General features: G+C 48.5%; 26 protein-coding genes. 3 read left to right on the top strand and 23 right to left on the bottom strand.

Going from position 1 to position 22,904, the window contains the following annotated elements; genetic code table 11:
• Position 1: 1 nt before the first annotated feature.
• The 18 genes from AB447_RS22580 to AB447_RS22490 form a co-directional block, all read right to left on the bottom strand.
• Entirely contained in the window at positions 2-1,072 is a 1,071-nt protein-coding gene (locus AB447_RS22580; RefSeq protein ID WP_048354988.1) for a sensor histidine kinase, read from the bottom strand.
• A gap of 1 nt (position 1,073) precedes the next feature.
• On the bottom strand, positions 1,074-1,778 hold the full coding sequence (locus AB447_RS22575) for a response regulator transcription factor (RefSeq protein WP_048354987.1): 705 nt from the start codon (positions 1,776-1,778) through the stop codon (positions 1,074-1,076).
• 170 nt (positions 1,779-1,948) lie between these two features.
• Complete coding sequence (locus AB447_RS22565; RefSeq protein WP_048354985.1) at positions 1,949-2,707, bottom strand: arylamine N-acetyltransferase; 759 nt, start codon at positions 2,705-2,707, stop codon at positions 1,949-1,951.
• A gap of 51 nt (positions 2,708-2,758) precedes the next feature.
• Entirely contained in the window at positions 2,759-3,016 is a 258-nt protein-coding gene (locus AB447_RS22560) for an HPr family phosphocarrier protein (RefSeq protein WP_046131828.1), read from the bottom strand.
• A gap of 22 nt (positions 3,017-3,038) precedes the next feature.
• Complete coding sequence (whiA, locus tag AB447_RS22555) at positions 3,039-3,989, bottom strand: DNA-binding protein WhiA (RefSeq protein WP_048354984.1); 951 nt, start codon at positions 3,987-3,989, stop codon at positions 3,039-3,041.
• A 27-nt stretch (positions 3,990-4,016) separates the two neighbouring features.
• Entirely contained in the window at positions 4,017-4,970 is a 954-nt protein-coding gene (locus AB447_RS22550) for a gluconeogenesis factor YvcK family protein (RefSeq protein ID WP_057957758.1), read from the bottom strand.
• A gap of 1 nt (position 4,971) precedes the next feature.
• Entirely contained in the window at positions 4,972-5,862 is an 891-nt protein-coding gene (gene rapZ / locus AB447_RS22545) for an RNase adapter RapZ (RefSeq protein WP_048405751.1), read from the bottom strand.
• An 18-nt stretch (positions 5,863-5,880) separates the two neighbouring features.
• Positions 5,881-6,354: an 8-oxo-dGTP diphosphatase gene (locus tag AB447_RS22540; RefSeq protein WP_096891935.1), complete on the bottom strand. Its 474-nt coding sequence runs from the start codon at positions 6,352-6,354 to the stop codon at positions 5,881-5,883.
• 389 nt (positions 6,355-6,743) lie between these two features.
• On the bottom strand, positions 6,744-7,694 hold the full coding sequence (gene trxB / locus AB447_RS22535) for a thioredoxin-disulfide reductase (RefSeq protein WP_048354983.1): 951 nt from the start codon (positions 7,692-7,694) through the stop codon (positions 6,744-6,746).
• A gap of 167 nt (positions 7,695-7,861) precedes the next feature.
• On the bottom strand, positions 7,862-9,322 hold the full coding sequence (locus AB447_RS22530) for a tetratricopeptide repeat protein (RefSeq protein WP_048354982.1): 1,461 nt from the start codon (positions 9,320-9,322) through the stop codon (positions 7,862-7,864).
• Positions 9,323-9,527: 205 nt separating this feature from the next.
• Entirely contained in the window at positions 9,528-10,157 is a 630-nt protein-coding gene (gene hisIE / locus AB447_RS22525) for a bifunctional phosphoribosyl-AMP cyclohydrolase/phosphoribosyl-ATP diphosphatase HisIE (RefSeq protein ID WP_048354981.1), read from the bottom strand.
• On the bottom strand, positions 10,154-10,912 hold the full coding sequence (gene hisF / locus AB447_RS22520; RefSeq protein ID WP_048354980.1) for an imidazole glycerol phosphate synthase subunit HisF: 759 nt from the start codon (positions 10,910-10,912) through the stop codon (positions 10,154-10,156). The genes hisIE and hisF overlap by 4 nt, the downstream gene beginning before the upstream one ends.
• On the bottom strand, positions 10,909-11,646 hold the full coding sequence (gene hisA / locus AB447_RS22515) for a 1-(5-phosphoribosyl)-5-[(5-phosphoribosylamino)methylideneamino]imidazole-4-carboxamide isomerase (RefSeq protein ID WP_048354979.1): 738 nt from the start codon (positions 11,644-11,646) through the stop codon (positions 10,909-10,911). Before hisA ends, hisF begins: the two co-directional genes overlap by 4 nt.
• The gene (hisH, locus tag AB447_RS22510; protein ID WP_048354978.1) at positions 11,643-12,281 is read right to left on the bottom strand and encodes an imidazole glycerol phosphate synthase subunit HisH; all 639 of its coding nucleotides are present in this window, start codon (positions 12,279-12,281) and stop codon (positions 11,643-11,645) included. The genes hisA and hisH overlap by 4 nt, the downstream gene beginning before the upstream one ends.
• Positions 12,282-12,866, bottom strand: coding sequence for an imidazoleglycerol-phosphate dehydratase HisB (hisB, locus tag AB447_RS22505; RefSeq protein ID WP_048354977.1), 585 nt, complete (start codon positions 12,864-12,866; stop codon positions 12,282-12,284).
• Positions 12,866-14,146 (bottom strand): histidinol dehydrogenase, encoded by a 1,281-nt coding sequence (hisD, locus tag AB447_RS22500; protein WP_048354976.1) that lies wholly within the window; start codon positions 14,144-14,146, stop codon positions 12,866-12,868. Before hisD ends, hisB begins: the two co-directional genes overlap by 1 nt.
• Before the next feature lie 5 nt (positions 14,147-14,151).
• Positions 14,152-14,784: an ATP phosphoribosyltransferase gene (gene hisG, locus AB447_RS22495; protein WP_046129492.1), complete on the bottom strand. Its 633-nt coding sequence runs from the start codon at positions 14,782-14,784 to the stop codon at positions 14,152-14,154.
• Positions 14,777-15,952: an ATP phosphoribosyltransferase regulatory subunit gene (locus AB447_RS22490; RefSeq protein WP_048354975.1), complete on the bottom strand. Its 1,176-nt coding sequence runs from the start codon at positions 15,950-15,952 to the stop codon at positions 14,777-14,779. The genes hisG and AB447_RS22490 overlap by 8 nt, the downstream gene beginning before the upstream one ends.
• A 310-nt stretch (positions 15,953-16,262) precedes the next feature.
• Between AB447_RS22490 and AB447_RS22485 the strand changes: the two genes are divergently transcribed.
• Positions 16,263-16,898 carry a C39 family peptidase gene (locus AB447_RS22485; RefSeq protein ID WP_232517730.1) on the top strand — a complete coding sequence of 212 codons (636 nt, stop codon included), beginning with the start codon at positions 16,263-16,265 and terminating at the stop codon, positions 16,896-16,898.
• 752 nt (positions 16,899-17,650) lie between these two features.
• Positions 17,651-18,316 carry a pectate lyase gene (locus AB447_RS22475; protein WP_048354972.1) on the top strand — a complete coding sequence of 222 codons (666 nt, stop codon included), beginning with the start codon at positions 17,651-17,653 and terminating at the stop codon, positions 18,314-18,316.
• Positions 18,317-18,336: 20 nt separating this feature from the next.
• On the opposite strand, the gene AB447_RS22470 is transcribed toward AB447_RS22475, so the two are convergent.
• Genes AB447_RS22470 through hprK form a run of 5 tightly spaced genes read right to left on the bottom strand, consistent with a single transcriptional unit; the run spans position 18,337 to position 22,218 of the window.
• A complete protein-coding gene (locus tag AB447_RS22470) occupies positions 18,337-18,855 on the bottom strand; it encodes an acyltransferase (RefSeq protein WP_048354971.1) in 519 nt (172 codons plus the stop codon).
• The gene (ppaX, locus tag AB447_RS22465) at positions 18,852-19,499 is read right to left on the bottom strand and encodes a pyrophosphatase PpaX (protein WP_048354970.1); all 648 of its coding nucleotides are present in this window, start codon (positions 19,497-19,499) and stop codon (positions 18,852-18,854) included. The genes AB447_RS22470 and ppaX overlap by 4 nt, the downstream gene beginning before the upstream one ends.
• Positions 19,496-20,437: a nucleoside recognition domain-containing protein gene (locus tag AB447_RS22460; protein ID WP_048405755.1), complete on the bottom strand. Its 942-nt coding sequence runs from the start codon at positions 20,435-20,437 to the stop codon at positions 19,496-19,498. The genes ppaX and AB447_RS22460 overlap by 4 nt, the downstream gene beginning before the upstream one ends.
• A 24-nt stretch (positions 20,438-20,461) precedes the next feature.
• A complete protein-coding gene (gene lgt / locus AB447_RS22455) occupies positions 20,462-21,274 on the bottom strand; it encodes a prolipoprotein diacylglyceryl transferase (RefSeq protein ID WP_048354969.1) in 813 nt (270 codons plus the stop codon).
• 11 nt (positions 21,275-21,285) lie between these two features.
• Positions 21,286-22,218: an HPr(Ser) kinase/phosphatase gene (hprK, locus tag AB447_RS22450; RefSeq protein WP_048354968.1), complete on the bottom strand. Its 933-nt coding sequence runs from the start codon at positions 22,216-22,218 to the stop codon at positions 21,286-21,288.
• 196 nt (positions 22,219-22,414) lie between these two features.
• Between hprK and AB447_RS22445 the strand changes: the two genes are divergently transcribed.
• Positions 22,415-22,897, top strand: a complete 483-nt coding sequence (locus tag AB447_RS22445; RefSeq protein WP_048354967.1) for a MarR family transcriptional regulator — start codon at positions 22,415-22,417, stop codon at positions 22,895-22,897.
• Positions 22,898-22,904: the final 7 nt, after the last annotated feature.

Genomic DNA, 22,904 nt, shown 5'->3' with positions numbered 1-22,904 from the left:
CTTACAATTTTGTCACATTGCCGTGAAGGGTGCTGCTCGTAAAGGAAACGGTCACGGCCGTTCCCTCTCCGGGCTTTGAAAGAGCGCTAAGCTCATGTCCCAAATGGCCGCAAATCTCTTTTGACAAATAGAGCCCCATTCCCGTCGCTTCTTTTTGCGTCCGTCCGTTTTCCCCGGTAAAAAAAGGAGCGAAAATGCGCGGAAGATCGTGCGCCGGGATTCCGATCCCCCGGTCAATAACAGAAACGGACGTCTGATCGCCCGTTTGTTCAACTGCAAATATAATCTCTTCCCCTTTTTGCTGGGGCGAATATTTCAATGCATTGTAGACGATCTGCTGAAAGACGACTGTCAGCCATTTTTTGTCGCTGTGAACGATCACGCTCTCGTCCGGTGTCTCTAATTTCGGAAAGAGGCGCCGTTTGATAAACTGCCGCTTCTCCTCATTGATGATATCCCTCAGCAAGCGGACGACGTCTATTTTCTCAGACTTCAGATCAATCGCAAAATGGTCAAGCCTCGCCATATGAAGCATCATGTCCAATCCGCGGCGAAACCGTTCATTTTCCTCTTCTATATCGCCGAGGGCAGTGCGGAGGGACGCTGGATCAGACTGTTTTCTCCCCTCCTGTATGAGAAGCGAAATGACGGAGACGGGTGTTTTCATATGATGAATCCATTGATTGGTGAAATTGACGTGCTGCTGGCGCTGCCTTGAGTTGCGGGCAAGCTTTTCCCTGTATGATTTATTGATTTTGGCAATCAGCGAAGTCCAGATCCGCTGCTCTTCCGTTTGCGGATGATAGGCTTTAAGCGCTTCTCCCGTCTGCATCGCTGATACGTCTAGATGCTGTTTTTTTAATTGAAGAAGAAATGATCGCTGCCTGCCGTAATCGATGGCTAACCCTGCGATAAGAAAAGCGGTCATCAATACGAATACATAGCAGATGTTCGCTCCGGAAATACCGCCGTTCTCAAATGCGCCTAGCCATAAGGCGGCAGCGGCAAACCCGATGCCCAGCAGCGAAAACAGAATGAGCCACGCCCGATCGCGTAAATATGTCTTGAACATCCTATTCATCCTTCCGATTCATCGAAAACCGATACCCCTGCCCCCGGACGGTTGCGATGGCATCGTCAATTCCCAGTTCACTGAGCTTTTTCCTTAACCGGTTCACATTGACGGTCAGCGTATTGTCATCCACAAACTCGATTTCGTCCCACAACGCTTCGAGCAGCTCGTCCCTCGAGACGATGCGGCCGTGCTCCTTCACAAAGATCGATAAAAGCTGAAATTCCTTTTGGGAAAGAGAGATGCGCTTATTCCCGCATTCCGCTTCAAACCGATCAGGATATATGTACAAACCGCCGAGCTCCATCACCTGTGTCTCCTGATGGAGAGCGGATGAGTATTCGCCGTATGTCCGGCGCAGCACGCTTTTCATTTTGGCGAGGACGACCTCAAGGTGAAACGGCTTTGTCATATAATCATCGCCGCCATGCTCAATCGCCATCACCTGATTCAATTCATCAGTCCGGGCTGAAATGAAAATGATCGGCACATTGGAAACGGCGCGGATTTGCCGGCACCAATAAAAACCGTCAAAATACGGGAGATTAATATCCAAGAGTACCAAATCAGCCTGCTTTTCGATAACTTCCTGTTTTATCCGGTCGAATTCTTGAGCCATGCTGACTTCATAGCCGTATTTTTGTAAATGGTTGCACAGTATGGAAGCGATCTGTTCATCGTCCTCCGCGATGAATATGTTATACATGTTTGTCACCTTTCATGGAAAATATGAAAATATGATTTACTGCGGTGAGAAAGAGGGGGCCTGCGTGTTCACGCCGCGCTAAAAACAGACGGTGCGCATTGGATGCGCGGTTTCTTTTGCCGATCGAATGCACACGGTCACCCCCGCGTCCCGTCTGCTCCCGGAATGTTTCAGTCAAAAAATGCGTCTTCGAAAATCTTCCTGAATTCCTCTTGTTGAATGGCTTCTTTTGAAATGCCGCCGTCTGCGTGTTTTGTGAAATGATCTTTCGACAAAATTAATTTTCCGTCTTTTGTCAGCTTGGACGCAAGCGGATTTTTGTTGAACGGCGAGTCTTCATGGTCAAAAATTGCATCGCGGACATCGGCAAGCACCGCTTCATCGATAGGCTCCAGCGTGAACGCATAGCCAGTCTGCCATCCTTTGCCTTTATCCATTTCAAGAAGGTAGTCTCCTTTTTCAGTCTTCGCTTTTCTGATGCGGTAAACGCCTGTTTTCGAAGAAACGGCCTCGCCTGTGAACGGAACGGGTTTCAGGGGAAGATTGGCCCCAAAACCGGTATCCAGCAGATAGGTTTCATTCCCTTCCTGAAGAATGACGGCGACGTGCGTTCCCGTCAGCGCCCACTTTCCTTCCTGAGGATGGAAGACGGTTCCCTGAACAAGCTGAACGGAAAAGCCGATTTCCTTCAGCACATAATAAAGAAAGGCGTTCAAATCATAGCACAAACCGCCACGTTTGTTGTTCAGCAAGGCGTCCATCAGGCCTTCTTTCGTCATCGGAATCCGTTCTTTATTCAAGACCGCCCCGTTTTCAAAAGGGAACTGCAAAGCAATCAAAGACAAAAGCTCCGGCAGATCGGCAAAAGAAACGCCTTGACCCGGCGGGTATCCAATCCTTTTATATAATGTATCAAGCATAGCAGTCATCGCGAATCTCCTTTTCCATTGTGAATGAAAAAGCTAAACCCCGACGGGAGTTTAGCTTTCTTCCTGGACATAATCAGTCAATACCTTAAGGGCGTCTTGCTCATCGGTTCCGTCGGCGATCAGGGTGACCTCCGATCCGGTGCTGACGGCCAGACTCATCAGTCCCATAATGCTTTTGGCATTCACTTTCTTATCTCCCTTTTCCAGAAAAATGTCTGATTGGAAGCGGTTGGCTTCCTGAACAAACAATGCTGCAGGACGCGCCTGCAGTCCCGTTTTCAAACGGACTTCCACTTTTTGTTGAACCATGCGATCTCCCCCACTCCCTGCATTATTTTAAAGAAACCGGCTGTCCTAACCGCAGCTGTTCGGCAATTTCGTCCAATTTTCTAAGGCGGTGATTGATGCCCGACTTGCTGATTTTTCCGCTGGCGACCATTTCCCCGAGCTCTTTTAAGGTCACTTCCTGGTAATCGATGCGGAGCTGTGCGATTTCCCGCAGCTTTTCGGGCAAAGCTTCAAGACCGATTTTCTCATCGATGAATTTAATGTTTTCCACCTGTCTGAGAGAAGCGCCGATCGTTTTGTTTAAATTTGCGGTTTCGCAATTGACGAGGCGGTTCACCGAGTTCCTCATGTCGCGCACGATCCGGACGTCTTCAAAGCGAAGCAGCGAATTGTGTGCGCCGATCACGTTTAAAAATTCGGTGATTTTCTCGGCTTCCTTCAAATAAGTGATATATCCCTTTTTCCGCTCAAGCGTTTTGCTGTTTAAGTGAAACTGGTTCATGAGCCTGCATAATGAGTCATTATGCTCTTTGTACAGCGAAAAAATTTCGAGATGGTACGAAGAGGTCTCAGGATTGTTGACAGACCCTCCGGCCAAAAAAGCCCCTCTCATATAAGAGCGCTTGCAGCACCTTTTTTTGACCAGTTCCTCTGAAATGTTTCTCACGATGACAAAGTTCTCTCCGAGTATTTTTAAATCTTCAAGGATGAACTTTGCGTTTTCAATCAGACGCACGATGTACACGTTATTTTTTTTCAGTCTCATCTTTTTTCGAACCAACAGTTCGACCGAAACCTCATATTGTTTTTTGATCAATGTATAAATTCTTCTTGCGATGGCCGCGTTCTCGGTTTGGACATCGAGAACAACCTTTCTGTTTGAAAAAGAAAGTGAACCGTTCATCCGAATGAGGGCGGAGAGTTCCGCTTTCGCGCAGCAATCCTTGACTTCCAGGTTTGTAAGTTCTTTTTTCGTTTCCGATGCAAATGACATGTTTAGACACCCCCATTCCAAGGCCTGCTATTCTTTTAACAAATCAACAAGAAGCGAAGCGACTTTATGCGTATCATGGCGGATCACGCCGTTTTCATACGTCACGATTTGATCTTTGATCACTTCAAGTCCCATGCTGGACAGAACGTCTATGTTGAACTGAACAGGCTGGGCCGATTCTTTTGCATATCTTTCCCGAATATCTTCCGGGATTTCCTCTGAATTGACGAGGATCGTATCGATAAAAGGTCCGCCCATGTGCTGATTCAGGGCGTTTACGTGATCGGCAGCGCTGTAGTACAGCGTTTCTCCAGGCTGTGTCATCACATTGCAAATATAGACCTTTTTCGCTGATGCGTTCAAAATTTCCTCCCTGATCTTCGGGACGAGCAGATTGGGCAAAATGCTCGTATAGAGGCTGCCCGGCCCGAGAATGATCAGATCGGCCTCCCGGATCACTTCGATCGTTTCCGGCAAAGGCTCGATTTTTTCTGGGGTTAAAAACACCCTTTTAATCCGCTGTCCGTAAGAAGGAATCGTCGACTCGCCTGATATAATCCGTCCGTCCTCCATCTCCGCGTGAAGTACCACGCTTGTATTTGCAGCCGGGAGAACTTTTCCGCGAACATTTAAAACCTTGCTCATTTCGGTAACGGCGTGAAAAAAATCACCGGTTATATTCGTCATCGCCGCCAAAATTAAGTTCCCCAGCGAATGGCCGATTAAATCGCCGCCTTTTTTAAAGCGGTGCTGAAACAGGTCTTCGACGAGCGGCTCCACGTCGGACAATGCAGCCAGCACGTTCCGGACATCGCCGGGCGGGGGGATTTTCAGCTCGTTTCTCAAACGTCCGGAGCTTCCCCCGTCATCGGCGACCGTCACGATCGCCGTGATGTCCACAGGCTGATGCTTCAATCCCCTCAGCAAAACGGAAAGACCTGTCCCGCCGCCAAAGATCGCGATTTTTTTCTGATCTGCCATGCTATTTTCTGCTTTTCTTCTCAATGTCCCGGTGAGTAACATGAGTATAGTAGTCTTTCTTAAAATAATCGGCAATATATTCAGCAAGGGTCACAGAACGATGCTGACCCCCTGTGCATCCGATCGCAATGACAAGCTGGCTTTTTCCTTCGCGTTTGTAGGAAGGAAGCATAAAGCCCAAAAGATCCGTCAGCTTCTCGAGGAACTTCTGCGTTTCGCTCCACTTCATCACATAGGAGGACACTTCCTCGTCCCTTCCTGTCAGCGGCCTCATGCTGTCGATATAATACGGATTCGGAAGAAACCTCACATCGAACACAAGATCAGCGTCAATCGGAATCCCGTATTTAAACCCAAACGACATCACATTGACTGTAAAAGTGTGACGGCCTTGATCGTCCGCAAAATGCTGGACGATCTTTTCCCGAAGGTCCCTCGGCTTCATATCGGATGTGTCGTATATGATTTGCGAGCGGCCTTTCAGCTCTTCCAAAAGCGCGCGTTCCGTTTCGATTCCTTCAAGCGGCAGCCCCGTCGTGGCAAGAGGATGTGACCGCCTTGTCTCTTTGTACCGTGAAACAAGAACCGAATCCTTCGCATCTAAAAACAAAATACGCGGCGTGATCCACGATGTTTCCCCGATTTCATCGAGAGCCTCGATCAGCCTGTCGAAAAATTGGCGTCCGCGCAAATCCATGACAAGAGCCACCTTGCTCATTTTTGAACTTGATTCCTTCATCAGCTCCAAAAATTTCGGGAGCAGAGACGGCGGCAGATTATCCACGCAGAAAAAACCGAGATCTTCAAAGCTTTGAATCGCAACCGTTTTTCCTGCGCCTGACATTCCAGTTATAATGACCAGCTGAATTTCGTGGCTTCCATTCACATTCATGCTTCTCCCCCCTAATTTTTATTCGCCCTGCGGGTCCAGACGGTAGGACAGCAGTTCAAAATCCGGCGTGTACGTAAATGTGCCGTGAAGCAGTCCGCTGCCCTTCAGCATAAAATCAAGGATATGCCCATCACCCGGCGCCATCGGCAAATTCTCTATTTCTCCTGCCTGATGCCACTGAATGATCCCTTCTTCAGACTCCTCTACAGGACTTCCTGTATAATGATCGGCGACGAACGTGAACATCATCCATTCTGATACAACCTGATCATTTTCTTTTATGATAAAGGTGAATATTCCTTTTAATTGCGGGTTTAACACGTATAAGCCTGTCTCTTCGCGATATTCCCTGATGACGGCATCCCTGACCGTTTCCCCGCTTTCCATTTTCCCGCCTGGAGCGACCCACCAGCCCCGGCGCGGTTTTTTCAGCAAAAGGACTTGATCATCTGAAATCAGCACACAATTCGTCACTCTTTGCAAGTCTGTCACCCATCCTTTAATTCCATCAATTCTTTTTCTTATTATACCGTTTCCTGATCCCGCTCACAATGAACATGCAGTCCAACTGTAAAAATCGGTTTTTCCGGGCCGCCGATTCTTTTGCCGGATTCCTCCCAAGCCTTCAGGATGCGAATGGAAGCGCTTGCGAAACAACTTCTTTTCTTCTATTTTACAGCAAAATCCTGATATTCATGTTGTAAATATGAACAAATTGTGAAAAAATGTAAAAATTGCCCCTGCATAAAAAAAGGGCACGGATCGAAAATCCGCGCCAAAAAATTCATTATAAAAGGGGGTCAATTACTGATTTAATCATAACCAAAAATTGTTTCACTGGTGTTACAGACCGATTAAATCACGATGACGATTAACGGCCGTTATTTTACAGCCTTTTCTTTTTCCTTCAGCTCTTCAACATAATGCTGGACGCTCTGTGCGGCGATGCTTCCGTCACCTGTTGCAGTAACGATCTGGCGGAGCGATTTTTCGCGGATGTCGCCTGCCGCAAAAATACCTTCTGCTTTTGTCTCCATGCGCTCATTCGTTACGATATATCCTTCTTCGTTTGTGATACCGAGGTTTTTAAACGGTTCTGACAGGGGCAGCATGCCGATGTAAATAAAGACGCCGTCCGTACGGAATTCTTCTTCTTCGCCGGTAACGGTATCAACGAGCGTCACTTTGCCGACTTTTCCGTCTTGTTCATGGATTTCCTTGACCGTCTTGTTCCAAATGAAATCGACTTTTTCATTGTCAAACGCCCGCGCCTGAAGAATGCTTTGCGCTCTCAGTTTGTCGCGGCGGTGTACGATCGTTACTTTTGAAGCAAAGCGCGTCAAGTAGACGCCTTCTTCCACCGCGGAGTCTCCGCCGCCGACAACGACGAGCTCCTTGTTTTTAAAGAATGCGCCATCGCATACAGCGCAGTATGAAACCCCGCGGCCGCCGAGCTCTTTTTCGCCGGGAACGCCGAGTTTTTTGTATTCAGCGCCGGCCGCAATGATAATGGAGCGCCCTTTGAACTCTTTTGATCCCGCTTTAACGATTTTATATTCATCGCCGTTTACGATTTCTTTAATGTCTCCGTACGCATATTCCGCACCGAACTTCTTCGCGTGTTCAAACATTTTATTGGAAAGTTCGGGTCCAAGAATGCTTTCAAATCCCGGATAGTTTTCCACATCCTCCGTGTTGGCCATCTGTCCGCCGGGCACCCCTCTTTCAACCATCAAGGTTGACAGGTTCGCTCTCGATGTATAAACGGCCGCTGTCATTCCTGCAGGACCCGCTCCGATGATGATGCAGTCATAAATTTTTTCTTCTGACACAATGTTCACTCCTTCATGAATCTTCTTGCTGCTTACGCTGGCAAGCAGTCCATTTCTATAAGATTCCCTTCTTGATTCTTCCTTACCCATATCCTATAAAATATCATGAATAATCGCTATATTTTTGCTCAAAAACAAAACAGGATGAACCAAGGTTCAGCCTGTTGTTAAAGATGTTCTTTTAATGTACGTTCGTATTTTGAAAGCGTTCCTGGCGAAATTCGGAAAAGCTTTGCCGTTTCGGCTTTCGTCAGGCGCTCCTGATGCTCTGTTTTCCAAATGAAGTAGATAGCCGCGGCTAATCCGCCGGCGTTTTTCAACTGAAGCCCGCTAGCCCTGATTTGCTGAATGACATGAAATATCCAAAAACACATCGCTTCCTGTTCGATCGCAGAACGGTCGGCTTCTTCGATCGCTTTCGCGGTTCTGTAAGCGAGACGAGCGTCTTTTGAGGTGACCGCCGTCCCGTTTTCGCCGTACAGCACGAGCCTTACAAACTGATCTTCAAACGACGTTTTGGCCATTTTGGAATCGAGCACGGCTTTCAGCAGTTCTTTTTCTCCTTTTCGCCCGCTTAGGTAGTATGCGGCAAGGCGTTCCTCAATCGGCCGCTGAACAGGGACTTTTTCGATTCGTTCTTTCCACGGCTCCATTCGTCCGGCAGAAGGATGCTCTTCCTGCATTTTTTTCCACACGGTCTGGGCAAACTGAGTGCGCCCGGTAAAATATGCGGAACAGGCAAGCCAGTAGTAAAAGGTTTCGTCTCCTTCAAATCCCATGCGATAAAGAGATTTGAGCCATTTAAACCCGAGGTCGTACCTGCCGACAAGCGAAAGCGTCGCTCCGAGCTTATACCTCTGCTCAAGCAGCATCGGATAAATATTGGACAGCTGCTGAGAAAGCGTTCTGACCTTTTCGTCTTTTCTTTCATAATGGTAAAAAATAAGAAGATTGCAAAGCGCATGCAGATTGCCGTGGCTCTTTTCCAAAATGTCATAAATCGTCGTCTTCGCTTTTTGGATATCGCCGGCGTAAAAATAGGCAAGCGCCAAGTTATTGTAAGCCGACCAAAATTCCGGATAATCGGCAATGATTTCTTCAAGTATCTTGATCGATTCCTGAAGCTCTCCACTTTCCAACAGCGATTTCGCCTTGTCCTGCTTGAGGATTAAATCATCCTGGTCGTATTCCGAGTAGCCTGAATCATCTTCTCCCATATCCAATAAATCAAGGAGCTCCGCATTTTCCGCGCTGAACTCGCCGTTCGGATCTTCCTTTAAATAAGTTTCCGCCGCCTTGTAGGCTTCCTGGAAAAGTCCGAGATGAGCATAGTTGTTCGCTTTAAAATAGTAGCATTCGGTCATTTTTTCGTTTATATTTTTTAGAATGAAGTCCAATAGTTCATTTGATTGCTGGTAATAGCCCATCTCTGTATAAATGACGGCAAGCTGACTCAGCATGCCCGTATTTTCAGGTTCAAGAAAAATCGCCCTCTGTATGAGCTTGCGCGCGCGGGATAAATTTCGTTCTCTGTATGCTTTGAGCCCTTTATGATAAAGATATTGCCCATCCTGAAAAAGCTGAACAATTCTCGCTTTTTTATGATCTTCAGAAGTGTACTTTCCCACAGATACCCTCCATTTCAAACTGTATACCGTGAGTAGTATAACATAGTTTCTCGTAGGCTTAACAGAGCAAAAACAAGGTTTCGAAAAATTTCTCTTCATTTTCCACTTTTGGCTTATCCATTCCTTAGATTTATATGGGCTGATCGCTTATTTTTTAATAAAAAAACCCAAACTCGTGAAAAGGTCTGGATTTTTTTAACTCGTGCTATTTGGATTCTTCGTGGCGTTTTTTCAGCACGCTCAATACGTCATCAAGCGGAAGGGCCTGCTCCCTTAAAAGGACGAGCAAATGATAGAGGAGATCTGCCGCCTCCCATTTCAATTCTTCATGATCGCGGTTTTTCGAAGCGATGATCACCTCGGCTGCTTCTTCGCCGACTTTTTTCAGGATTTTGTCAATGCCTTCCCGAAATAAATACGTCGTATAGGCGCCTTCGGGCATTTCAGCCTGCCGGCTGGCGATGACGGCTTCGAGCTCATTGATAATAGAGAAACGGCCGCCGCTTGTTTCCTTGCCGTCCTTCAAGGATGAGAAACAGCTATAGCTTCCCGTATGACAGGCAGGGCCCTGCGGCTCGACAAGCACGACCAAAGCGTCGCGGTCACAATCGAGGCGGATGTCTGTCACATGCTGAACATTGCCTGAAGTCTCGCCCTTATGCCACAGTTCTCCGCGGGAGCGGCTGAAAAACCACGTTTCCTTTGTCTCGATCGTTTTTTTAAACGATTCTTTGTTCATGTAGGCCAGTGTCAGCACTTCTTTGCTTGCTGCATCCTGGATGATCGCCGGGATTAAACCCTCTTCATTAAACTTTAATTCGTCTGCCTTTATCATCTTACATTCACCCCGCGCTCTTTTAGATAAGCCTTTACCTCTTTAACCGACGTTTCTTTGTAGTGGAAGATGGAGGCGGCGAGTGCGGCATCTGCTTCGCCTTTTTCAAACACGGCTCTCATATGCTCGGCATTTCCGGCGCCGCCTGAGGCAATCACCGGAATCGGGACCGCTTCTGACACGAGCTTTGTCAGCCTGTGGTCAAATCCGTTCTTCTCCCCGTCGGAGTCCATGCTGGTCAGCAAAATCTCGCCCGCTCCCCGCTGAACGGCTTCCTTCGCCCAAGATACGGCGTCAAGATCCGTCTTTTTCCGGCCGCCGTGTGTGTAAACGAAATATTCGTCTTCAGCTTCATCGTATTTGGCATCAATGGCGACGACGATGCATTGGGAACCGAAAAAGCCGGCGCCTTCGGTAATCAGCTCGGGGCGAAGGACAGCGGCCGTATTGACGGAAACTTTGTCCGCACCCGCTCTTAAAATCGTCTTCATGTCTTCCAGACGGTTGATACCGCCGCCGACCGTGAAGGGAATCGCGAGCTTTGCCGCCACTCTTTCCACAACGTCGACCATCGTTTTTCTTCCTTCATGCGAGGCGGAAATATCGAGAAAAACAAGTTCATCTGCGCCTTCTTTATCGTACACCTCGGCAAGTTCTACCGGATCGCCGGCGTCCTTCAGTTCAAGAAACTGGATCCCTTTGACGACACGGCCGTCCTTTACATCCAAACACGGTATAATGCGTTTTGTAATCACTTGATCCCCACCCTTTCAAGCGCTTCAGACACGGTGAATTGATTCGTGTACAAAGCTTTGCCGACGATTGCGCCGCGGACGCCTTCAGGGCCCCGGACCGCCAAAGCCTCCAAATCGCTAAGAGAGCTGACGCCGCCGGAGGCAATAACCTGTTTTCCGGTGGCTTCGGCAAGCTCTACCGTACTGTCAATGTTCGGTCCGGACAGCATTCCGTCTGTCGCAATATCGGTGAAAATAAAAACTTCCGCGCCTTCCGCGGCCAGCTTCCTGCCGAGCTCCACCGCCGTCACGGATGACGTTTCGAGCCAGCCTTCCGTTGAGACAAAACCGTCTCTTGCGTCAAGTCCAATTGCGATATGATGCTGGTACGTCTTCAGCATCTTTTTGACAAACGCCGGATCAGACACGGCCGAACTGCCTAAAATCACTCTTTCCACGCCATTTGAGAGATAGTCATCAACGTCTTTTTCGGTCCTGATGCCCCCGCCGACCTGCACTTTAACATTCAATCGATCCGCGATGGCTTTCACATGAACATCGTTGACTGTTTTGCCTTCTCTCGCGCCGTCCAAATCGACGAGGTGGATCCATTCCGCTCCCTGATCTGCAAACAATGCCGCCATCTCAAGCGGGGAATCCCCGTATACCGTTTCCTTTGCATAGTCTCCCTGCACAAGCCTGACGCATTTTCCATTTCTCATATCGATGGCCGGATATATTGTAAACCCGCTCATGTTGTCACCTTCTGTTCTTCTGTCAATTGTTTGAATCGTTTTAAAATCGACATTCCGACGGTGCTGCTTTTTTCAGGGTGGAACTGGGCCCCGTATACATGATCAAGCCCGACGACGGCCGGTACGCGCACGCCGTAATCAGCGCTTGCCAAGAGAGCTTCCTCATCCATCCCGCTGACATAATAGGAATGGACAAAATAAGCGTAGCCTTCGTCAGCCTTCGTCAAAATCGGTGAATCGCGGTGAATCGCGAGGCGGTTCCAGCCCATGTGCGGTACCTTCAACCGGTTTCCCGCTTCATCCCGGGCTTCAAGCTTGACGGCCTTCCCTTTTAAAAGACCGAGTCCGCCGGTAATGCCCCGTTCTTCGCTTTCCTCAAACAACAGCTGCATGCCGAGGCAAATCCCGAGAAGCGGCTTCCCTTCACTGACCGCATCCCGAATAAAGGTCTTTAAATCCGTTTTGTTTAAAATCTCCATCGCATCGCGAAACGCGCCGACTCCCGGCAGGATGTAGCTGTCCGCTTTCTGCAGCTCGCTGATCCGCTCTGATACAATATAATCCGCTCCGATCCGCTCCAATGCTTTTGAGACGCTGTACAGGTTCCCCATTCCATAGTCAATGACACCGATCATTTACAGCATTCCTTTCGTTGATGGAATTCCTTTCACGCGCGGATCGATCATTGTCGCTTCGTCAAGCGCGCGGCCAAGCGCTTTAAAAATCGCCTCAATGATATGATGCGTATTCGTCCCGTAATGGACGATGACGTGAAGGTTCATGCGCGCTTCAAGGGCGAACTTCCATAAAAATTCGTGGACAAGCTCAGTATCAAATGTTCCGACTTTCCGGCTCGGAAGCTGCGCCCTGAACTCAAGATGCGGCCTGTTGCTCAAATCGACCGCGACCTGTGCGAGCGCTTCGTCCATCGGCACAAGGCTTGATCCGTAGCGTTTAATGCCTTTTTTATCGCCGAGCGCTTCCAAAAGCGCCTGCCCGAGACAAATGCCGATATCCTCTGTCGTATGATGGTCATCGATGTCCACATCGCCTTCAGCCTTGACGGAAAGGTCGAACTGGCCGTGCTTTGTAAATAAGTCGAGCATGTGCGTCATAAACGGCACAGCTGTTTGAATATCCGCTTCTCCTTGGCCGTCAATATTGAAAGACAGCTTAATATCCGTTTCATTCGTTTTTCTTGCCCGTTCGGCTTTTCTCATCAGTCTTCCTCCCCGTTTCTTGATTCGATGGCTCTTGCATGTGCTTCAAGCCCTTCCATTCTGGCAAAAGCAGCTATCCTTTCAGCGTTTTCGCGGAAAGCTTCCTTGCTGTATGAAATGATGCTTGATCGTTTTTGAAAGTCTTCGACGCTGAGCGGGCTCGAAAATCGCGCCGTTCCGTTCGTCGGCAGCACGTGATTCGGACCTGCAAAATAATCCCCGACAGGCTCGGAACTGTAGCGTCCCAGGAAAATCGCTCCGGCGTGTTTGATTTTTCCAAGCAGCGCCTCAGGATTTTCCGTTACGATTTCAAGGTGCTCCGGAGCAAGCTCGTTAACGGCCGTGACGGCGTCATCAATGGTTTCCGCTACATAAATACAGCCGTGATCGTCAATGGACTGCCGGGCAATGTCTTTTCTCGGCAGCTCTTCAAGCTGGCGGTCCACTTCTTTCTGAACGGCTTCAGCGAGTGAATGGGAATCGGTGACCAGAACGCTTGACGCCATCGCGTCGTGTTCAGCCTGCGAAAGCAGGTCTGCGGCGATTTCACGCGGGTTTGCCGTCTGATCGGCGAGAACGGCGATTTCGCTCGGCCCTGCGAGCATGTCGATGTCAACCTGGCCGAATACTTCGCGTTTTGCCAAGGCGACGTAAATGTTGCCGGGCCCCGTGATTTTATCGACAGGGGATATCGTCTCCGTTCCGTAGGCCAGAGCCGCTATCGCCTGAGCCCCTCCGATTTTGTACATTTCTTTTATGCCGAGTTCAGCCGCCGCAACAAGAACCCCCGGAGACAGCCTCCCGTCCTTTCCCGGCGGAGATGCGAGCACGATCCGGCCGACGCCCGCAACAATTGCAGGAATGACATTCATCAGAACCGATGACGGGTAAGCCGCGGTTCCTCCGGGAACGTAAACACCAGCCGAATCAAGCGGCGTGATTTTTTGCCCGAGCATCGTACCGTCTTCTCTATGGTAGAACCAGGAAGATGTCAGCTGCCGTTCATGATATTCTTTAATATTGGAAATCGCCGCTTTCAGCGTATCCACATCCTCCTGTTTCAGCATGCTGTAGGATTCCTTGATTTCCTGTTCGGAAACGCGCGGATCGGATACATCGGCTCCGTCAAACCGCTTCGTAAAATCGGCAACAGCCGCATCCCCGCGTTTGATCACCCCGTCAATGATCGTGCGCACAGCTTTTCTTTGTTCTTCCGTTCCGGCGCTGATCGACCTTTTCAGCGAAACAGCGGTATTCCCGCCGATGGATTTGATCTTCATATTATCTATTCCCCTTCCACGATAAGCGCAAGCCTTGAAGCCATTTCATCGATGACATCGTCTTTCATCCGGTAGCTCACGGGATTCACGATGAACCGTGATGTGATGTCGCAAATTTTCTCGGTTTCCACAAGGCCGTTTTCCAAGAGCGTCTGTCCGGTTGACACGATATCTACGATCCGGTCGGCGAGACCGATGAGCGGAGCAAGCTCGATCGACCCGTTCAGCTTAATAATTTCGACCTGCTCTCCCTGTTCCCTGAAATAGCTTGACGCGACATTCGGATATTTTGTCGCCACTCTCGGTGCAACACCGCCGGCAGCCGCCTGCGGCAGACCGGCCACTGCCAGGCGGCATTTGCTGATCTTCAAATCGAGAACCTCGTAGACATCACGCTCTTCTTCAAGCATGACGTCTTTGCCAGCGATTCCGGCATCCGCCACTCCATGCTCCACATATGTCGTGACATCCATCGGTTTAGCCAGAATAAATCGGAGGCTTTCTTCCGGTACATCGATAATCAGTTTTCTTGAATCTTCGAATTCTTCGGGAAGCTGATAGCCGGCTTTTCGAAGCAGTCCGGCGGCTTCATCAAAAATCCGTCCTTTCGGCATCGCAATCGTCAATCGTTTACCCATGCTGCTCTTCCTTTCTGGAACCGATAAAATAGGTCACGTTTTGAAAAGATTTTGTCATTTGATCGATGTTTTCGATCCCCGCCAAATCCTGGAGAACGACTTTTTTGCCCTTCCGCCGTTCTTCCTCTGCGAATTGAATGGCCTCTACCCTCTGTTCCGTACTGAAAATGACGATATCCATTTTTTCTTGTGTATCTTCCGCGTTCAAAGCTTCAAGCAGCCTGTCGATTCGGATTCCGAAGCCGGTCGCAGGGGCCGGGTGGTCGAAGCGGCCGAGCAGCTGGTCATAGCGTCCTCCGTTCCCGATCGGAAAGCCGACGTTTTCAGCGTATATTTCAAATAAAATGCCGGTATAGTAGCTCATATGGCTGACCATGCTTAAGTCGAGCCTGACGTCTTCTGCGCATCCGTAATCACCGAGTGTCTGCCAAAGAGCTTCAAGCTGTGAAATCGCACTCTTTCCTTGTTCGCAATCGATGATCGCTTTAGCCGAGCCGCACGTTTCGATACCGCCCCTCAGCTCCAGAAGCTCAAGCAGCCTGTTTTTATCGATTGACGATAAATTCAGCGATTTCGCATGTTCGCGGTAGCCGACGTAATTTTTTTCATATAAAAAGCGCCGCAGCACTTGAGCCCTTTCTTCATTTCCCAGAACGTCCATAAATAACGCATCTGCGATTCCGATATGGCCGATCGAGATTTTAAAAGACGTAAGCCCCGCGTTTTTAAGCGCACTAACGACAAGGGCAATCACCTCGGCATCGGCGCTTGCCGATCCGTCTCCAATAAGCTCGACCCCAACCTGTTCAAATTCTGCGGGACGGCCGCCTTCCCGTTCCTGCGCTCTGAAAACGTTCGCCGCATACCCGACGCGGATCGGATGATTTTGTTTCAAAAGCTTTGAGGCCGCCACCCTTGCAATCGGCCCTGTCATATCAGGGCGCAGCACAAGCGTCTTCCCTTCCTGATCAAGCAGCTTGAAAAGCTGCTGTTCTAGAATAGCTGACTGCACACCAACCGTCTCATAAAACTCGAGCGTCGGAGTTTCCACAAATCGGTATCCCCACAGCCCTATCACGTCTATGAGTGTAGAACGCACCCTTTTCTTCGTTTCATAGAGCCCGGGCAGCGTGTCTCTCATGCCGTGAGGTTTTTCGAACATAAACATCTGACTTGCACCCCCGTATCAGTTTGAAGGAAAATTCCGAATCCTTTAGTTCGCTAATATGATAATATGCTAACAGATGAAAGAGTCAAAATCAATAACAGACTGCCCCACTTTTGTAAAAATGATTTCTTTTATTTTAAGAATGTCTTGATGATATAATCGTATAAAGAACAAATTTTTATTCTGTAAACTAGGACGGGAGACTGATATGAAATTCATCAAAGCGCTATTTTCTATTTTTTTCTTAACAGCATTTGCCTTAGCCATTTTCATACTGTTTTCCAAAGATATGATCGGTCCGCTAATTGAAATGCACGAAAACAGCCAGACGAAAACGGGCGGAGAAGAAGTCAAAAGCAAAGGAGCGGACGATACGCTGGACGTGCCGTTGATCAAACAAATGGATGCTCCGAAGCTTTATAACGGATGCGAAGTCGCCAGCCTGGCGATGATCTTAAACTACAGCGGATATGATGTGACGAAAAATGAACTGGCTCAAAAAATCAATAGAGTGCCGCTCACCTATCAAAACGGCTTAAAAGGAAACCCTAACGACGGTTTTGTCGGCGATATGGAAAAAGGCCCGGGCCTAAGCGTCTACCACGGTCCGATTTACAAGCTGGCCGCTTCTTATGCAGGAACGAAAGCTATCGACCTGACGGGAAAGAAGCCGGCGGCCATCTATAAACAGCTCAACAAGGGAAGACCGGTCTGGGTCATTGCCACCGTAAGATTCGCTCCGGTCAATGATATGCAAACGTGGAATACGCCGTCAGGCAAGGTGGATGTCACCTACAGCGTCCATAGCGTCGCGGTTACCGGCTATAATGATAAATACGTTTATTTGAACGATCCTTACGGCTACAAAAACAGAAAAGTCGACAGAAGCAATTTTGAAAAGGCATGGAAACAAATGGGCAGCCAGGCGGTTGTCATCGCTTCATAAAAAAGGGGCTGGAATGAATTATTCCGGCCTCTTTTTCATATCCTTTTTGAACAGCCTGCCAAAAGAACTCTGATTCATGACCTAAAGAATATACAGAGACGACGAGGCAGTATTCTTTTGCAAGGCTGCTTTTCATTTTCATACCGGATGACATGCTGATGATGATCTGATCCGTATAGGAAAACGTTATCGAAGCTGTCTGTCAAATCGTATGTTTGAATTTCATCCCACTGCTTCATTGCATTTTAATCCGGATTTGTTACATCCTAATCGTATCCGTAAGAAGGGGTGCCCATGATCATCTTATCGGCGCTTATTTCTTGAACGGCAAACCTGGGGAAGCTTTTGATGCAATCCATGCTTGCAACTGATCCCGGCTCGCTCCAGCTTTCATGCATGCCCACAAATTCTTTTTCATCGTCATTTCCCCTTTTTCATGAAAACAAACAAATCGCGATCCGATTGGCAATCTTTTCTATTGATTCCTTTATCATGTTCGAAAATAGCTCCATTTTCACTGACAAAATATTAAAAATGAATATAACGATTTGTTAATCCATATTTAATTTACTGTATTTTCTAAATTTTCGGTTTATTCGTTTACAATTGCTGAATATCCTTTTATGATAATAGCGAAATTGAATGTCTCCCTTGCATTGAAAAAGAACCAGAACGAAAATGGCGGGCGGGGACAAAGCCGGGAGACATGGCTGGATATCAGCCAAAACTAAATCTTTAGGAGGGTTTCGGTAATGAAGAAATTAGCTGGTTTGGTCGTGCTGTCGGGGTTGGTTGCCGGTTTGTGTGGACAGGCTTTTCCCGAAAAAGCCTCTGCCGCAGAGGTCGTCCATCAAACGATTGTCGTTGAAAAAGGGAAGACTTATGATGGAAAAGGACAGCGTTTTACAGCTGGTCCGGAGCTTGGTGACGGCAGTCAGAAAGAAGGCCAAAAACCGATTTTCAAGGTGGAAGATGGGGCGACGCTGAAAAATGTCGTGCTCGGCGCACCGGCTGCTGATGGCGTTCACACTTATGGAAACGTTTCCATCAGTAATGTTGTTTGGGAGGATGTCGGTGAAGACGCCCTGACCGTGAGACAAGAGGGAAATGTCACGATCAACGGCGGATCTGCGCGCCTGGCCTCAGATAAGATTTTTCAAATCAACAAAGCCGGCACCTTTACGGTGAAAAACTTCACCGCTGATCAAGGCGGCAAGTTCATCCGGCAGCTCGGCGGTTCAACCTTCAAAACTTCCGTCGTGATTGACAACTGCACCATCACCAACATGAAGGAAGCCATTTTCAGAACGGACAGCTCAACAAGCACTGTCACGATGACAAACACAAGATACTCGAATGTCGGAAAAAAATGGATCGGAGTCAAGCATGTTACGGAAAAAAACAATCAGGAATTCTAGCTATGAAAAACCCCCTCTGTTTACTCAGCGGGGGGTTCCATCCGTTTCTCCATTTCTTCTTTTGTATAAATGAGCCTCATCGGATTGCCGCCGACAAAAGCGCCCGGCGGGACGTCCTTATGGACGAGCGTTCCGGCGGATACGACGGCGCCGTCTCCGATGGTCACGCCGGGAAGGATCGTCGAATTGGCCCCGATCATCACTTCGTCGCCGATTGTGACCTCGCCGAGACGGTACTCTTTAATTAAATACTCATGGGCTAAAATCGTTGTATTGTAGCCGATCACAGTGTTGCGGCCGACGGAAATTTTTTCGGGAAACATCACATCAAGCATAACCATCAAGGCAAATGAGCTTTGCTCTCCGATCTTCATCCGCAAAAACGTTCTGTACATCCAGTTTTTCACCCCGAGAAACGGTGTATAGCGGGCCGTCTGTATGACGATGAAGTTTTTGACCACTTTGAAAAACGGAACCGTTTGATAGACATGCCATAAGGAGTTGGCGCCTGACACCGGATAGCGCTTCGTGTTTCTCAAGCCGGTTCCACTCCGAGAATCGCAAGGAGATCGCTCATTTTGCCGAGCATATAGTCGGGCTGATGCTTGGCAAGGCTTGCTTCTCCTTTAATCGTCCAGGCGACGCCCGCCGTTTTTGTGCCCGCATGTTTCCCGGCTAAAATATCGTGGTAATTGTCGCCGACCATGATCGATTCTTCAGGGCGGCTTTCGAGCTTGGAAAGCGCAAGCAGAACAGGCTCCGGATCAGGTTTGGCGCGCTTGACGTCGTCAAGCGTCACAACCGTCTCGAAGAAACGGTCAAGCCCTGTCAGCTTGAGGCCCATGTTGACGGTATCGCGCAGTTTTGTCGTCACGATTCCGAGCTTATACCCTTCTTCGGCCAAGCGGTCGAGCGTTTCGTAAACCGTATCATATTCCGTTACGAGCTGATCGTGCATTTTATGATTGAACTCTCGGTACATGCTGATCATTTCTTCCGCCTTATCCTTATGTATGCCGCTGAAGGTTTCGTAAAGGGACGGACCGATGAACGCGAGCACATCCTCCCTTTGATAACGCCCGGGAGCGTAATGTTCAAGCGTATGCAAAAAAGATGCAATGATCAGCTCATTTGTATTGATGAGCGTTCCATCCAAATCAAACAGAACAGTATTTATTTTCATATAAAGCTTCCTTTCTCTTGAACGGAATAGCCCGGCTTCCTCCAGAAACGCGAAATTGCGATCGTCAGGAGGACCGCGGTGGCAAGCCTGATCACAAGAAGCGGCCAGACCGGAATGCCGAGCGGGATAAATACCAATGTATCTTCAACGACGGCATGACAGGCGACAAGAAAAATGAACGCGAGCGTCACATCCCGGTTGCTGACGCCGTCTTCTTCGACAGCTTTGATCATGACCCCGGCGCCGTATGCGAGCCCGATCGAGAGTCCTGCAACCATTGTCATCGATGTATTTTCTTTCATCCCGAGCATTCTCGTTACCGGTGCAAACCACTTTGAGAAAACGTTCAGCCAGCCGAGGTCTCTCATATATTGAATGACGATCATCAGCGGGATGACGATCGCAGCAAGCTGAAGGATTCCCAGACCGGCTTTTGTGAAGGCTTCAAGCGCAATGTCAAACCAGCCCGTCGGAGCCGCGCCTTTTGCAGAAATCAAACCGTATTTTGCAGCCTCCCCTCCGCCGTGCCACACGAGGTTGATAAGGATGGCTGAAAAGGCGGCAAGACCGATGCGGACAAGCAAAATGAGCCATATTTTGATTCCGACTCTTGAAGCGACCGTCGACTCGATAATCAAGTTATGGCAAAATGACAGCATGACCGCCAGAATAAACACTTCTTTAACAGACAAATCGAGCGTTAATATCCCTGCAATCCCGGCATACAGGTTGAGCATGTTGCCTAACACGAGCGGTATCGCTGCTTCCCCCGAAAGACCGAAAACTCCCATCGCCGGCGTGATCATCTTGATCAGCCAGCCCATAACCGGGGTATGCTGGAGCAGGCTGACGATCAGCGTAACCGGAAAAATCACTTTTCCGAGCGTCCACGTCGTTTTCAGCCCCGCTTTCGCCCCGGCCTTTAAGGTTCCCTTCATTGCTGTCTCCCCTTTACATGCAGTCTACATCTCTTGATATCGTTTAATTTGATCGCCTTTAAACCGTCTGTACAGAATGAGCGCGACCGCGCAAACGATCAGAACGATCGAAATGACTTGGGCGATTCTGAGCGATTGCGTCAGCATCAGGCTGTCCGTGCGCAGGCCTTCGATAAAGTAGCGTCCGATGGAATACCAGATGATATAGAGTAAAAACAGTTCGCCCCTCTTTAAATTCGCTTTTCTCAAAAGAAGTAAAATGATGACTCCCGTAAAGCTCCATAATGATTCGTATAAAAAAGTAGGCTGATAATATTGCCCGTTAATATACATTTGGTTGATGATGAAATCAGGCAAATGCAGATTTTCCAAAAACGCCCTCGATACGGCGTCGCCGTGCGCTTCCTGGTTCATAAAGTTTCCCCAGCGGCCGACCGCCTGGCCTAAAAGGATACTCGGCGCCGCAATATCGGCGAGTTTCCAAAAGGAAATGCCCTTTACCTTTGAATAGACGATCCCCGTCAGCACGGCTCCGATAAGACCGCCGTGGATCGCGAGGCCGCCGTTCCATATTTGAACGATCTGATCGGGGTGTTTGCTGTAATAGTCCCATTGAAAAATGACATAGTACGTTCTCGCGCAAATAATCGCAATCGGAATCGCAAAAAGAACGAGGTCCACAAAAGTGTCTTTATGAAGCCCCCTTCGTTCGCCTTCCCTGACCGCCAGCCACAATCCGAGCAGCGCGCCGCAGCCGATAATGATCCCGTACCAGTGAACGGCAATCGGGCCTAAGTGAAAGGCAATCGGATTTAAAGGTTCAATCGTTTCATTCATATTGTCAACTCCTATTCTTCAAGCTCACCGTCTTCGATCACGTCCGCAAGCTTATTGGTGAATTGCTCAGCCGCGTTAAGGCCCATTCGCTTCAGCCTGAAGTTCATGGCAGCCACTTCGATAATGACAGCAAGGTTTCGCCCCGGACGGACCGGAATGGTCAGCTTTGGAATGTCGGTATCAATGATTCTCATTTTTTCTTCATCAAGCCCTAAACGGTCATACTGTTTTCCCTGCTCCCAAAGCTCAAGGCTCATCACAAGGGTAATCCGTTTAAAACTCCTGACGGCTCCCGCGCCGAACAGTGTCATCACGTTGATGATGCCGAGTCCTCTGATCTCAAGGAGATGTTCAATTAATTCAGGCGCACTCCCGATCAGCGTATCCTGATCCTCCTGCCTGATCTCCACGCAGTCGTCGGCTACAAGACGATGGCCTCTTTTGACAAGCTCCAATGCGGTTTCGCTTTTTCCGACCCCGCTCTTTCCAATAATTAACACACCTACACCATACACATCGACGAGCACGCCGTGGATCGCCGTCGTCGGCGCGAGCTGGCTTTCGAGGAAATTCGTCAGACGGCTTGACAGACGCGTCGTCTTCATGGGCGAACGCAGTACAGGGACGCCGTTTTGTTCAGAAGCTTCGATCAGTTCCTGGGGAATCGGCAAATCCCGCGAAAGGATGATCGCCGGCGTAATCTCAGTACACAAAGAAAGCATCCGCTGTTTTTTTTCTTCTTCAGGAAGTTTCTCAAAAAAGGTAATTTCCGTTTTCCCAAGCAGCTGGACCCGCTCTTTCGGATAATATGTAAAATATCCCGCCATTTCAAGACCAGGCCTGGACAAATCACTCATCGTAATCGGACGGTTGATTCCTTCTTCTCCGCTGATCAGTTCCAGCTTAAATTTATCCATCACATCTTTTGTTCGAACTTTTGGCACGATTGATGCACCCTCCTCTTCTCAGGTGAAGAAAAACTAGACATTCAGCTTTATTCTATCACTTTCAAAATAAACCTAAAACAATTTTTGATAAAGCTTCATGACGATTCCCCCGCGCTACCCGGCGAAAGGCTTTCTTTCATCCCGAAAAATCATTAGTATGAAGAGAGGAACGTTTAAAGGAAGTGAACAGAGCGTGGAATACAATATTCACGATACAACCGTGCTGAACGAGGACATCCTATCTCCCGAGGAAAAGGAAACATGGGTTCTTTATATGAAAGTGCTGACAGCAGCTGGACTCGGGGATGTCTCTGAATGGATGAAGCTTGATATCAGTATGCCGCAAATGAAAGTATTAATGCTTTTGAACAACCACGGAAAACTGAAAGTCTCGGAGATCGCCGAAAAAATGGGCGCCTCCCTGCCAAATATGACCGGGCTTCTCGGCCGTCTTGAACAGGCCGATTTTATAAAAAGAACGCATTCTGAGACAGATCGCAGAACGATCGTCGTCGAATTGACGGAGAGCGCAAAAGATATTTTCCGAGGCTTGTATAAAAAAGGGCATGGAAAGCTGAAGAAAGCCCTCGAGATGATGAATGAAGAGGAGAAGAAAAAAGTGAATGAAGGGCTCAGCATCCTTGAAAAAGCGCTGAAATCAAATGAATCAGACTAATAAAGCC

Source organism: Bacillus glycinifermentans, from assembly GCF_001042475.2.
In the GTDB taxonomy this organism is placed as follows: Bacteria; Bacillota; Bacilli; order Bacillales; family Bacillaceae; genus Bacillus; species Bacillus glycinifermentans.
This window is presented reverse-complemented; position numbering and strand designations above follow the sequence as displayed.

Bases quoted from the DNA above. Each gene is read 5' to 3' on its own strand.
- lgt (WP_048354969.1), bottom strand. From the start codon at position 21,274: ATGAATGAAACGATTGAACCTTTAAATCCGATTGCCTTTCACTTAGGC.
- hisD (WP_048354976.1), bottom strand. From the start codon at position 14,146: ATGAAGATCAAATCCATCGGCGGGAATACCGCTGTTTCGCTGAAAAGG.
- AB447_RS22460 (WP_048405755.1), bottom strand. From the start codon at position 20,437: ATGAAGGGAACCTTAAAGGCCGGGGCGAAAGCGGGGCTGAAAACGACG.
- hisH (WP_048354978.1), bottom strand. From the start codon at position 12,281: ATGATCGGTGTCATTGACTATGGAATGGGGAACCTGTACAGCGTCTCA.
- AB447_RS22565 (WP_048354985.1), bottom strand. From the start codon at position 2,707: ATGACTGCTATGCTTGATACATTATATAAAAGGATTGGATACCCGCCG.
- hisB (WP_048354977.1), bottom strand. From the start codon at position 12,866: ATGAGAAAAGCCGAACGGGCAAGAAAAACGAATGAAACGGATATTAAG.
- AB447_RS22560 (WP_046131828.1), bottom strand. From the start codon at position 3,016: ATGGTTCAACAAAAAGTGGAAGTCCGTTTGAAAACGGGACTGCAGGCG.
- AB447_RS22550 (WP_057957758.1), bottom strand. From the start codon at position 4,970: ATGGCAGATCAGAAAAAAATCGCGATCTTTGGCGGCGGGACAGGTCTT.
- rapZ (WP_048405751.1), bottom strand. From the start codon at position 5,862: ATGAATGTGAATGGAAGCCACGAAATTCAGCTGGTCATTATAACTGGA.
- AB447_RS22485 (WP_232517730.1), top strand. From the start codon at position 16,263: ATGCACGAAAACAGCCAGACGAAAACGGGCGGAGAAGAAGTCAAAAGC.
- AB447_RS22575 (WP_048354987.1), bottom strand. From the start codon at position 1,778: ATGTATAACATATTCATCGCGGAGGACGATGAACAGATCGCTTCCATA.
- hisIE (WP_048354981.1), bottom strand. From the start codon at position 10,157: ATGATAAAGGCAGACGAATTAAAGTTTAATGAAGAGGGTTTAATCCCG.
- AB447_RS22580 (WP_048354988.1), bottom strand. From the start codon at position 1,072: ATGTTCAAGACATATTTACGCGATCGGGCGTGGCTCATTCTGTTTTCG.
- whiA (WP_048354984.1), bottom strand. From the start codon at position 3,989: ATGTCATTTGCATCGGAAACGAAAAAAGAACTTACAAACCTGGAAGTC.
- hisA (WP_048354979.1), bottom strand. From the start codon at position 11,646: ATGAGCGGGTTTACAATATATCCGGCCATCGATATGAGAAATGGAAAA.
- ppaX (WP_048354970.1), bottom strand. From the start codon at position 19,499: ATGAAAATAAATACTGTTCTGTTTGATTTGGATGGAACGCTCATCAAT.
- hisG (WP_046129492.1), bottom strand. From the start codon at position 14,784: ATGGGTAAACGATTGACGATTGCGATGCCGAAAGGACGGATTTTTGAT.
- AB447_RS22475 (WP_048354972.1), top strand. From the start codon at position 17,651: ATGAAGAAATTAGCTGGTTTGGTCGTGCTGTCGGGGTTGGTTGCCGGT.
- AB447_RS22490 (WP_048354975.1), bottom strand. From the start codon at position 15,952: ATGTTTATGTTCGAAAAACCTCACGGCATGAGAGACACGCTGCCCGGG.